Origin of the sequence: Nocardia sp. NPDC058499 (assembly GCF_042719915.1) — a bacterium.
Lineage (GTDB): Bacteria > Actinomycetota > Actinomycetes > Mycobacteriales > Mycobacteriaceae > Nocardia.
The window spans coordinates 451,760-463,330 of sequence record NZ_JBHXMZ010000001.1; the positions used below are offsets into that span (position 1 = coordinate 451,760).

General features: G+C 62.8%; 13 protein-coding genes. 3 read left to right on the top strand and 10 right to left on the bottom strand.

The features are described from left to right. Positions 1–141 precede the first annotated feature (141 nt). A complete protein-coding gene (locus tag ACFWPH_RS02070) occupies positions 142–1,023 on the top strand; it encodes a helix-turn-helix domain-containing protein (RefSeq protein WP_378747591.1) in 882 nt (293 codons plus the stop codon). After that, positions 1,020–1,223 carry a DUF397 domain-containing protein gene (locus tag ACFWPH_RS02075; RefSeq protein ID WP_062974153.1) on the top strand — a complete coding sequence of 68 codons (204 nt, stop codon included), beginning with the start codon at positions 1,020–1,022 and terminating at the stop codon, positions 1,221–1,223. The genes ACFWPH_RS02070 and ACFWPH_RS02075 overlap by 4 nt, the downstream gene beginning before the upstream one ends. 237 nt (positions 1,224–1,460) lie before the next feature. Here ACFWPH_RS02075 and ACFWPH_RS02080 read toward each other — a convergent pair whose 3' ends face one another. The 5 genes from ACFWPH_RS02080 to ACFWPH_RS02100 form a co-directional block, all read right to left on the bottom strand. After that, a complete protein-coding gene (locus tag ACFWPH_RS02080; RefSeq protein WP_378747592.1) occupies positions 1,461–1,763 on the bottom strand; it encodes a hypothetical protein in 303 nt (100 codons plus the stop codon). A 91-nt stretch (positions 1,764–1,854) separates the two neighbouring features. Then, positions 1,855–2,325 (bottom strand): hypothetical protein, encoded by a 471-nt coding sequence (locus ACFWPH_RS02085; RefSeq protein ID WP_378747593.1) that lies wholly within the window; start codon positions 2,323–2,325, stop codon positions 1,855–1,857. Positions 2,326–2,662: 337 nt separating this feature from the next. Further along, positions 2,663–4,249 (bottom strand): tyrosine 2,3-aminomutase, encoded by a 1,587-nt coding sequence (gene cmdF, locus ACFWPH_RS02090; protein WP_378747595.1) that lies wholly within the window; start codon positions 4,247–4,249, stop codon positions 2,663–2,665. Next, the gene (locus ACFWPH_RS02095; protein WP_378747596.1) at positions 4,249–5,820 is read right to left on the bottom strand and encodes an MFS transporter; all 1,572 of its coding nucleotides are present in this window, start codon (positions 5,818–5,820) and stop codon (positions 4,249–4,251) included. Before ACFWPH_RS02095 ends, cmdF begins: the two co-directional genes overlap by 1 nt. Then, positions 5,759–6,484, bottom strand: coding sequence for an SDR family NAD(P)-dependent oxidoreductase (locus ACFWPH_RS02100; protein ID WP_378747597.1), 726 nt, complete (start codon positions 6,482–6,484; stop codon positions 5,759–5,761). Before ACFWPH_RS02100 ends, ACFWPH_RS02095 begins: the two co-directional genes overlap by 62 nt. Before the next feature lie 134 nt (positions 6,485–6,618). On the opposite strand from ACFWPH_RS02100, the gene ACFWPH_RS02105 reads away from it, so the two are divergent. Further along, positions 6,619–7,161: a MarR family winged helix-turn-helix transcriptional regulator gene (locus ACFWPH_RS02105; protein WP_378747598.1), complete on the top strand. Its 543-nt coding sequence runs from the start codon at positions 6,619–6,621 to the stop codon at positions 7,159–7,161. Here ACFWPH_RS02105 and ACFWPH_RS02110 read toward each other — a convergent pair. The 5 genes from ACFWPH_RS02110 to ACFWPH_RS02130 are packed head-to-tail and all read right to left on the bottom strand — an operon-like array spanning position 7,150 to position 11,467. Then, positions 7,150–8,352, bottom strand: a complete 1,203-nt coding sequence (locus ACFWPH_RS02110) for a 3-deoxy-7-phosphoheptulonate synthase (protein WP_378747599.1) — start codon at positions 8,350–8,352, stop codon at positions 7,150–7,152. The two genes, ACFWPH_RS02105 and ACFWPH_RS02110, sit on opposite strands and share 12 nt — an antisense overlap. A gap of 25 nt (positions 8,353–8,377) precedes the next feature. Next, positions 8,378–9,826, bottom strand: a complete 1,449-nt coding sequence (locus tag ACFWPH_RS02115; RefSeq protein ID WP_378747601.1) for an amidase family protein — start codon at positions 9,824–9,826, stop codon at positions 8,378–8,380. Further along, positions 9,823–10,842, bottom strand: a complete 1,020-nt coding sequence (locus ACFWPH_RS02120; RefSeq protein ID WP_378747602.1) for a hypothetical protein — start codon at positions 10,840–10,842, stop codon at positions 9,823–9,825. The genes ACFWPH_RS02115 and ACFWPH_RS02120 overlap by 4 nt, the downstream gene beginning before the upstream one ends. Next, positions 10,839–11,141, bottom strand: a complete 303-nt coding sequence (locus tag ACFWPH_RS02125; RefSeq protein ID WP_378747603.1) for an acyl carrier protein — start codon at positions 11,139–11,141, stop codon at positions 10,839–10,841. Before ACFWPH_RS02125 ends, ACFWPH_RS02120 begins: the two co-directional genes overlap by 4 nt. Before the next feature lie 38 nt (positions 11,142–11,179). After that, entirely contained in the window at positions 11,180–11,467 is a 288-nt protein-coding gene (locus tag ACFWPH_RS02130) for a hypothetical protein (RefSeq protein ID WP_378747605.1), read from the bottom strand. Positions 11,468–11,571: the final 104 nt, after the last annotated feature.

Here is an 11,571-nt window from a genome sequence, read left to right on the forward strand (position 1 = left end):
CCTGCGCCGGGTGCGTCCTCAGTAGATCTCTGCCGCAACGACTTCGACAGAGCTACCGTGGAGTTTCCATGGCCGACAGCATGGTTTTTCTCCATGGACGCATCCATATTCCATCGATCCGATTAGCGAAGGTAAGAAGCGATGCCCCCTGGATCCACCCTTCCGCGGCGCGCTCTGGGCCGCCAACTGCGAAAACTTCGTGAACGCAACGGGTTCACCGCAACGGCGGCCTCCCGAATCGCCGAGACGAGTCCCCAGACCTACGGCCGGCTCGAAGACGGCCGCATCACCAAGGTCACCGATATGCTGTTGAATACGCTCGCGAACGCCTACAAGGCCACCGATACCGAGCGACGGCTCCTACTCGCGCTGGCGCAGGAGATCCGCACATCGTCCACCAACGGGGGCGGTTGGTGGCGCGCCTACGCGGATTCATTGGCCACCAATTTCGACCATTACCTGTCACTCGAAGAAGCGGCGAACTGGGTCACCTCGTGGCAAACAACCCTGGTACCAGGGCTACTGCAGACACGGGAGTACCGCCGTGCGATCACATGGGCGACGTCTCCGGATACGCCATCCAAGGAAGTCGATCGTATGCTGGATATGGCCGCCAAGCGACAATCCATACTCGACCGCGAAGGATTCCGCTTCGAGGCGCTGCTGGCCGAGGGGGTACTGCACTACCAGGTCGGAAACCCAGAAATCATGGCGGCACAGATTCAAACCCTGCTGGAAAAGTGCGAACAGGCCGAGATCCGGTTTGTTCCGTTCCGTGCCAAGAACCCCTGCGGTCTCATTGCCTCCCCGTTTGTATTGTTCTCCTTCCCACCGCTACTGACCTCCAAGCTTCAGGAACCGCCGGTTGCCTACGTAGAGGGACTCGCCGGCGATCTTTACCTGGAACGGAGGACAGAGGTCAGCATGTATTCCCAGGAAGCCGAGAAGATCCGTCATGTAGCGTTGTCCAGGTCGGCATCGAAGAATCTGATGCTGAGGGCATTGAAGGAGTGGCAAGCGTGACCGATCAGACGGCCGCCCAATGGTTCAAGAGTAGCCGGAGCCATGGCGGGAAGGATTGCGTAGAAGCCGCCCATCTGAACGGAGGCTTCGTCGGTGTTCGGGACTCCAAGAACCCGAGCGGTCCCGCGCTGATCCTGACCCCCGGCCAATGGGATGCGTTCCTTTACGCCGCGAAGTCGGGCCGGTTCGACCGGCCGTAACCGCCGCCGGCAGATCACCCGCCGAAGATCAACCACTCGATCGCCGTACGACCTCGAGATTGGGCATTGCGGCGACCGAGCTCATCCGAGAAGTCCTGGTGATCCATTCTTTGAGCACGTGGCACGGCACTGGCTCAGAGTTCGCCGAGGACCTACTCGAGGTAGATCCCGTACATACCCCAGAGCTGGTTGCGCATCGCCGAACTCGTTGCCCGGTACCACGAACGGGAGCGGTTTTCAGTGACTGCCGAGATCGATACTGAGAATCTTCACGACGGCGTGGGGGTCACCCTGCTTCCCTTCCCGGGTTGCGTTGCAATATTGATAATCGATCCGCCCGGCACCGCTGATCTCGTAATGGATGGTGCGCGAGTACCCCGCCCATTTCGGGCCATGATGCTTACCTCGGAGCACCGTTGTGGTACCCACAGCGGGCGGTGTGCCGGGCGTGGAGGAGACATGGTCCCAGAACTGGCATGCCGAGGTGACCCCGACGCGATCCGAGAGTTCGTTCCACACGCCGAGGTACTGGCGGTGCACCAGAACGCGATAGGCCGGCTTGGTGGACGGTCGCCCGCCTGGCGAGCGGGCGGCGACGAATGGCCGATACGCACCGGGCAACGGGTGGCGGTCAGGCATCGTCGCTCGGCTGGGGAGCGTCTACCTCGATGAAATCGGACTCGTCGACGGCGCCGGAGTGCACGGCCCGGCGCAGGGGATCACGCATCACCGCCGCAGTGGTGGCCCATGCATGCAGGACTTCGCGCAGCGGACCGGGATCCTCGGATGCCACGGTGAGCACCACAGCATTGCGAATCTCGGTCAATGCCTCGGCACGGTCATCGCTGTCGAACTCCGACAACCACGCCAGTCCGCCCAGCTCCACCGGGGTCGGAGCCGCGGTGCGCGCGAGTACGGCTTCGGCGGCGAACAGCTGAGTGATCGTGGCAGTCGCTTCACGTAATGCGGCGATCCGCTGCGCTTCCAGCATGACAAGCACCGAGCCGTCGGTATCGCGCAGCGAGGCCGACGACTGCTTCGCCTCGTCGAGAAACTCGCGGCGCCGCGCGCCCGCGAGATCGCTCACCTGAAACATGGACATGCCAGAATAGTAGCAAAATCATGGCATCAAGATTCAGTGGAACCTTCCGTTGCCTACACCGAACTGCGAGGCGACACCGTAACGTCAGGGAGCCGACCAGGCGAGACGACATCGGGTGCCAGAGGTAGGCGACACGGAATGTCAGTAGGTGGACCTTCTTGACCCCGAGCCTGGACACGAGGCTTGTGATTTCCCCGGGGGCTGAGGGGTTCCGCCGGACACCGTGCCATGGGACTGGAGGTCCTCGGGAACATCGTGTCCGTGCACCGGGCTCACCTCCGAGTTCGCAGGGTTGTCGGCCTGGTGCTCTGAGAGGCGTCGGGCTCCGAACGATATCTCAGTACATCGGGATTCCGCTTTGGTGCGCCGTGTCCAGGAGTTTCCCGTGGTCAAGCGCTGCGGCAACCAGTTCGAGGTCGTCGCCCATGAATCGATCGCTGTCCAGGGCGGGAACGAGTGAACGCAACAGGTCGTAGGTCTGCTTACCCGCCGGGCTGAGTTTCCGATACCGCCCGGAGACGTCTACTGCCTGCGCCGCAGCGAGCCATTCGATCGCGAGTATCCGAGTGTTGTTGCGCAGCACACGTCGGGCATTTCGTGCGGCAATCAGACCCATACTGACCACATCCTGGTTGTCACCGTTGGACGGAATGCTCTGGATGCTCGCCGGTCCGATCGTCCGGTTTTCCGCCACCAGCGCGGTGGCTGGGTATTGTGCTCCCGCGAATCCGCTACTGAGGCCGGGTTGCCCCGCGACCAGGAACGCGGGCAGGCTGTCGTTCAGATGACGATTCAACAGTCGGTTGAGTCGTCTCTCCGACAGCACACCGAGCTGTGTCAGCGCGATGGTCACGTAGTCCATCACGAACGCCACAGATTGGCCATGGAAGTTGGCGCCGTGAAAGACCTCGTCGTCCTCGAACACCAGAGGATTGTCATTGGCTGAATTCAACTCGGTCTCCACCACGTGCACGGCGTGTACCAGTGCGTCGCGGACCGCGCCGAGTACTTGCGGAACCGCCCGGAGCGAGTAGGCCTTTTGAAGATAGGTGTCAGTGGTTCGTACCGAGTCGCCGGTTCCCTGCTGATGTCGAATCGCCGACAGCAACCCCGAGTGTCGCTGCAACAGGCCACTCCCCTCGGTCAAGGCGAGAATATTGGCTGCAGTCTCGATCTGTCCGCGGTGTGGCTTCGCCACCTCGTGGCCTTTGGCGGCGAAAGGCCCGGCCGATGCCCTCAGCACCTCCAGTACCAGGGCGGTAACCATTTCCGCCTGCCGTACTTGGTCGAATGCGTGGCAGAGAACCAGCGCCCCGACACCGGTCATCGCCGAGGTGCCGTTGATGAGTGCCAGCCCTTCTTTGAAGCGAAGCGGTAATGGGATTATGCGGCGTTCCTTCAATATCTCGTCCGCGGGTATGGGCCGACCATCTCTCAGCACGTAGCCCTCGCCGATGACCGTGCTGGCCAAGTGGGCCAATGGCACGAGATCACCGCTGGCGCCCAGGGATCCGATTTCCGGTATCGCCGGAACGATGTTCTCGTTGAGATACAGCGCCAAACGCTCGACGAGCTTCGGCCGCACCGCCGAATGACCCCGCACCAGCGCGTTCAACCGGCTACACAGGATCGCGCGGGATTCGGCTTCATCGAAAAGGGGACCGACTCCCGCGCTGTGGCTGCGAACCAGATTGGTCTGGAGTTCTGTCTCCTTTGCAGTGTCGACCAGGACATACACCATTTCGCCGTACCCGGTCGTGACGCCGTAGATCGGCTGTCCGGCGTGGACGAGCCTCTCGAGCACTGCTCGGTTGCCGGCCACCCGATCGATCGCCTCTGGGGCAATCGCGCATTGCGCTTTCTCCTCGGCGATCCTTCTGACATCTGTCAATCGAAGAGTTTGTCCGTCGATCCGGACAGCCATCAGCCGCTCCTCACACTCTCGGTTTCCGGAACAGCTTGCGGCTGTCCGGTTCCGCGTAGCAGTCTGATCAGCACTGTCATGATCACCGCGAGGACGCCGAGCAGCAGGCAGGTGGCCGCGAAAGCGGAGGCGAAGTCGTTCCACACCATTGCGCCGCCGGCGTCCTGCGGGTTAGCGCCCAGGACGATTCGATAGAGTGCTCCGACAACCGCTACGCCTAATGCCATGGCGGCCTGGGTCATGGTGTTGAGAACTCCGGAGCCCGCCCCGAGCGCCGCCGTCGGCACCTGCGCCATGACGATGCTGGTCAGCGGGGATACGATCAGCCCTTGGCCGATTCCGCCGAGTCCGATTACCGCGGCTAGCAGGGTTAGCTGAAGTTCCCTGTCGGCGTGCACGATGGCTGGCATCACGCCGTAGCCGATCGCCATCATCACCGCACCAGTGATCAGAACTCGAGTTCCGTATCGCTCCATCAGGGAGCGACTGACCAACGACGCGATGGTGAATCCCAACCCGAGCGGAACGAACACCAAACCGGTGCCCATCGGACCGAGGTCGAGCCCGGACTGGAGGTGATAGGTCAATACAAGAAAAAAGCCCGCGTTTCCACTGAAGAACACGATTACCGCGAGCATGCTGATCCGAAATCCGCGCGGCCGGAACAGCCAAGGTGGGAGCAAGGGGTCGCCCCCACGAGCATCCAGACGCCGTTCGTAATACACGAGTCCCAACACGAGCAGAGCGAACAGCGGAAAACATAGCAGGGTCCACATCGGCCAGCCGTGTTCGGGGCCGAGTGACAGCGGGACCAACAGTGCGGGCAGCGCGAGCGCGGTGAGAGCCGCGCCGACCAGGTCCAGCCGGGCGCCCTCCGGACCCCGGCTTTCCTTTACCGTTGGAACGGCCAACAGGATCGCGACTCCGATGGGGACGTTGATCAGGAAGATGGTTCGCCATTCCAATCCGGCGACGTTCCATTGCAGCAGCAAGCCGCCGCCGATCAGACCGGCGATCACGCCGAGTCCGATGACTGCCCCGTATACACCGATTGCGCGCTGTCGATCTCGCGCCTGCGAGAAGGTGCTCTGAATGATCGACAGCACCTGTGGCATGACCATGGCGGCGGCGGCGCCTTGGAGAATCCGCGCGCCGATCAGTTGGTTCGCCGTTGTACAGGCCGCGCACAACACCGACGCCACAGTGAAGGCGAGCACGCCGTAGGCGAAGACCCGCTTTCTTCCGATCAGATCGCCGAGCTTGCCACCGGCAACCATTCCCGCCGCATAGGCGACCACGTAACCGTCGATGATCAACTGGATCTGACTGAAATCTGCTTGCAGGTCCTCCTGCATTGCTGGGCTCGCCACGTTCACGATGAACATATCGACCTGGCCCATGAACGTGGCGAGCAAGACTACGCCGATGCCGATCCATACGCGCCGCGACGGCGCCTGCCTCGACAAGGACAGGGGACGGAACCCAAAGGAACTCAACGAAGGCTCGTATCTATCGGACGGTGTGTGCTCCACCGTTGACGTTGATGACTTGTCCGGTGATATGGCGGGCACCGGATGACGCGAGAAAATAGACGGTTTCGGCGATGTCCGTGGGGACGCCGGCCCGGCCGGTGAAGGTGCGGTCGATCAGAAAGTCGACGCGCTCGGCCGTGAGCTTGTCCCGAAAGAACTCGGTATCGCGGATATATCCGGGCGCGACAACATTGCAGGTGATCTCACGCGGGCCGAACTCTTGTGCCAAGTCGATATTCCAACTCGCCAGGCCGGCCTTCGCCGCACCATAGGAGCCCGCGCCCTGGTCTGCAGCGATGGAGCCGATGTGGATCACGGATCCACCTGAGGTGAGCCGGTCTCCCACTGCATGGGTGGTCAATACCGCGCTGAGTAGATTGGCGTTCAGATTGGTCGACCACCGGCTGGCAACCGCGTGGAGACCGTTTTCCGAAGGTGCATCGAAGTCGGTGTTTCCGCCCGCATTGTTGACCAGCACATCGATATGGTCCGGTAGTTCCGCTGCGGCCGCAATCAGTTGATCGGGATCGGTATTGTCACACGGCAGCGTGCGTACCCCGTCGCCGAGGTCTGCAGCGCGTTTATCCAGGATCTCTTTGCGACGTCCGGTGATATAGACAGTAGCCCCCTCGGTCGCGAACCGGGCCGCTACCGCGTAACCGATACCGGTCCCCCCGCCAGTGATCAGGACAATGCGGTCCATAGAGCACTCCTCTCCTCGTTTAGGTCTAAATGATACGGTTCTTCAGCGTCGAATACCAATCGGGTTATGCTTGCTCGGCGTCGAACCCCGGGAGGCATCTGATGGCGCCGGCATCTGAGGCAGATCGTGATCCCGTGGACGAGATCGCCGAAGCCTGGCAACGCGAACGACCCGGCACACCGACCGAGTCGATCGGCATCGTCACCAGGGTCTGGCGGCTCGCCAAACTATTCGGTGAGGACCGCCGAAAGGTACTGGCCGCATCATCGGTAGATCCAGCGACCTTGGATCTGCTGAGCACACTTCGCCGTAGTTCGCCGCCTTATTCGCTGACCACCAAGGAGCTTGCTCGACGGACCCTGGTTACCGCGGGAGCGATTTCCCAGCGAGTCGCCCGCGCGGAAAGCGAGGGCTTGGTGCGCAGACGCCCCGGCCCCGACAGCCGCAGCGTGCGGGTCGATCTGATGCCGGCAGGCCATCGCCTGGTCGAGCGCACAGTCGATCGTGTGCTCGTCAGAGAGCTTGAACTGCTGTCCAGCCTCGACGCCGAGCAACGCCGACAGCTGAGCGAGCTGCTGGCGATCCTGCTTCACGACGTGCAGGATCGGTGCAATGACCACGGCGTCTCTCATGTCGGCGCACACAATGACGGTGCGGATGATCGATCAGACCAGTAGATCGGCCACGTGGCGCACCAGTTGCTCGGCCTGGCCGGGATTCAATCGGGGGTCGCACGCGGACTCGTACCGGCTCAGGTCCGGGCCGCTGGCCAGTTCTCGGTGGGTTGCCACACATTCCGTGACCGCGTCCGGTGTGATTTCCAGGTGCAGTCCGCCCGGCCAGCAACCATGCTTGCGCAGAATGTTGCTGAACTGCTCGACCTCGTCCATCATGTCGGCAAGCACCCGTGTCTTCTGCCCGGAAGTGGTCGTGCGGGTATTGCCGTGCATGGGATCCGACAGCCACACGACGTCACGTGCGCGCCCGCCCAACGCCGTAACCAGCCGGGGCAGCCGTTCGGCAATCTTGTCGACGCCCTGTCGCACCACCAGGCACAGCCGACCTGCAGGCCGTCCTCGCGTCAGCGTCTCCACGATCTCGACGAGATCCGGCGGCTCGGTCGAGGGGCCCAGTTTGACTCCGACCGGATTGTTGATGCTTTCGGCGAATCTCAGATGTGCGTGATCGAGTTGCCGGGTCCGCTCACCGATCCACAGCATATGCGCCGACGAGGCGTAGCGCCCTCCTTTGACGTGATCAGCCCGGACCAAGGCGCTCTCGAACGGTAGGATCAGGGCCTCGTGGCTGATGTAGGTCGGCGCGAGCATCGAGCAGGTCTTGTCGCCGTCGGCCAGCAGCAGTTGACGCATGAACAAGGAGTGCAATCCTTCTGCGGCGTGGTCGTAGGCGCGAAGCAAACGTGTCGGGTCGGCGCGTCTGGCAGCCTCGGTGGGGGCGAGCCCGTTCACTGCGTCACCCAGATACACCGGCACAACAGATCCATCGGTCCGCATCTCGGTGGGCTTCGACCGCGGTTTGGCATACTGCCCGGCGAAGCGTCCTATTCCGACGGTCGGCAGGCCGATCGCCTCGACGACGTCGCAGAGTTGGTGCAGCTGGGCAGCTTTCGCCTGAATCCTGGGACGCGTGGAATCAGCGAATAGTTCGGCGCACTCTCCGGCTTGGATCACGAACGACTCACCGCGAGCGACGAACTCGAGCTCACCGGCGAGCGCATGGCACGCCTGAGCCTCTACCAGCGGTTGGCGCCGCTGGAGCTCGTCTACGACGTCGTCCAGCAGCTTCGGGTCGGGCCAGTCTGGTTGGTGAGCGGCTTTGATTTCCCGAGGTTCAGAATATGTGGTCACGGTGTTACCTCATGTGCCGAGTTGGTCATCGCGGATACAAACCGAGGTCGCCGGAGCGGCGCTGTACTCGCTGAGCCAGGTCGATCAGGCGTTCTTCACTGCCGGGTGGGCCGATGATCTGCACCCCGAGCGGCGCGCCGTTGATCGGGCTGAGCCGCGCCGGGACGGCGATGGCAGGCAGGCCAGCGAAGCTGGCGACCGGCGTGTAGCCGATGCTCCTGTCGTAGTCGGGGTCGCCCGGCGCCGGAATCGTGCTGACCGGTCCGCCGCGAACTCTCAGATCGGGTGGCGCGGACGGATCCAGCGGCAATATCCAGGCATGGCAGTCGTCGCCGAAACGAGCGCGCACCGACTTGCGACACTCGTCCATGTCCGACAGGACCGCGAAGTACTCGCGGTCACCGACGCGCGCACCGACTTCCAAGGCTTTGGTCGTACTCGCGTCGATCGGTACGGTGATGAAGTGGCGCCACAGTTGGTGTCCTTCCCACGCCTGACGGGCACACAGCTGCCAGGCATCCCCGCGTGAGCGCCACAGGTCATCGATCCGTAGGGAGTCCACCGCATTTCCGTCGTCTGCCAGCCAACCGCACACGGTATCGACAGTGTCGAGCATCTCCGGGCTGCACAGTCCGTCGGAGATGTTCGACACCGCGCCGATCCGATATCGGTCGGCGGTTTCGGCGCCCTCGCTGTCCACGAGGGTGCCGAGGCCCAGCAGTTTCCACAAGAAGGCGAGATCGTCGGCTGTTCTCGCAACCCAGCCGATCGCGTCCATCAGCGGTGATAGCGGGAAGATCCCGTCCAGCAGTGCGGCAGAGTGGGTCATCCGTAAACCGACGGCACCGCAATTTCCGGCCGGCCATCGCATCGAACCGAGCACATCGGTCCCCATGGACAGGTCGCAGAGATTCGCGGCGACGGACACCGCCGATCCCGTACTGGATCCGGCGGGGTGAATATGCGGGAAGTACGGATTCACACAACCCGACCCGACCCCGATGTTCAGCTCGGTGCTGGCGACCTTCGCGATCACTTGCGTCCGGACCTGTTCGATCGAATCCACCGCGACGGCCGAGGTGGTCGGGTGGTGCCGATAGTGCCGCAAGCCGAGACTTGTCGGAAAGCCAGCGACGTCGATGGTGTCTTTCACGCCGACCCGCACGGCGGGCGCCGGTTGCGGGCGTCGCTGTGCAGCGATGGCCCGATAGCGGGCATCCGCGATCGCGGTCCATGCCTCGGTCTGTTCGCTCCATGCGGAGTGATCCCATTCGTCCGCTTCGATGCGTCGAACCCGCTCGGGCAGTGGTATCTCGAGCAGGCTCGGCAGCCGCGGTCGATGGTCGGGATACCTGATCCCGGTCTGGGCGACGAAGCGTGCCATGGTCTCGACCGGCCGACCGGCCGAACCCTTCACACTCGCCGTGACGTCTTCCCCAGCACCGGCCCGCGTGTTCTCCCCCCTGGTCGTCATCCGCCGGCCTCCACTGCCGGGGCCTGACGGGTTGCATCGTCGATCTGAGAGTACAGCGCTGTCACCGCGACCTTTCCGGTCAGCGTGCGCGGGATACGGTTCACCCGGTGGACGGAGCGGGGCATGACGAACTCGGCAATGGTCGTGGCAAGACGATCGATGACCTGCTCCGGCCCGAGTTCGAGTTCGGGTGAGCTGTAGAACAATTCGTAGTTTTCGGCTCGAACTGGATCTTGCACCGGCAGACACGCCACGTCCACCCCGGGGACCAGGGTCCGCAGTGTACTGCTGACCTCGTCGAGGTTGCAGCGCCGACCGTTGATCTTGACCAGCGCGGAGGCCCGGCCTTCGAATTTGAACGATCGGGATCCAGATCGGTGGACGAGATCGGGAAGCCGCCACGATTCGGGCGGCTCGGCCATGTCCGACCGTCGGGCCAGTCGGGGGCTGCGGATATGTAGCCACTGGCCGTTCTCTTCGACCGTATCTGCGAATGTCGCATCCGGAAGCAGTGTCCACAACGGTGGCTCGGCCGGCAACGGCGGGATTTGCCGGTAGGCGATGCCCCCGGTTTCGGTGCTGCCGAAGAGTTCGAGGGCGCGGAAGTCGGTGTCGGCCAGGGCAGAGACGACCTCGGTGGTGGCGGGCACGGTCGGCCCTGTCGAGTGGAGTGCTACCACAGACGGCAGTGCGCGCAGCTGACCGAGCATGTGCCGCAGCATCAGCCAGCTCGATGGTAGGCACACGATCAGGGTGCGCTTGCCAGCCGTCGTTGGCGGGAGGCCGATCGGTGTGTGATCCACATGCAGCACCGGGACACCGCGTTGTTCGGGAAGCTGCACACCGAACAAATGGCCGAAAAGATGCCTTTTCGGCGCGAAGCTGACGATCTGATCGATATCGCCGATCAGATCGTCAGCGATCAATACGGCCTCCGCCGCTAGCTGTTCGTGCGTACGCAGCCAGGTCACCGGTGCACCGGTATGCCCGGAGGTCTCGAAACCCAACTCGGTCATAGTCTGGCCTCCAGGACCGCATTGTCTTCCAGCCGCTCCTGGATGAACTGGATGATGCGGTCGATTCGCGAGAACGCATGACGGACATCGTGGGTAACGAAATCGACCTCGAAACCGAATTCTTTCTCCACAGTGGTGATGCATTGGAGCGCGGCAAGGCTGTCGTAGCGGTCACCGAGAGCTTCCGGAAGGATCGCATCCTCGGGCACCTCCGCGCACACGGGACCGAATTGCGCGACAAGCAAGCCTCGAAGACGAGTACGGATGTCATCGATATTGGGAACGTGTGATTTTTTCATCAGATCTACTCCACTCGTGGCGGTAATGAACGTCGGGGTCAGAATTCGGCATCCGCGCGCTGGAGATGTCCACCCACACTGAAATGCACATGGTCCAGCGGGGTCGGCCGGAACTCGATGTAGAGAAATGCCGAGGAATCGCTTGTGCCGAGCGCGTCGCTGATCTCGGCCGCCAATTCCGCGCGGTATTCGTCGTCACGGTCGGGGGCAATACAGCACGTGACGCTGGCGTGCTGAAGACCGGCTTCGTTATTGGGAAGCGCCTCGATCGGCAGACCGCCGACGAATACAGTTCCTTTCGTGGCCGGCTCGAACCGGACGACCACATGCTTTCGGTCACTGCCGTGGTCGGACAGCCATCGGGTCAGTCGAATCGAAATCATCCGACGAGTTGTCGTGGGCATGGCGGGAGCATTGATGATGATGGTCG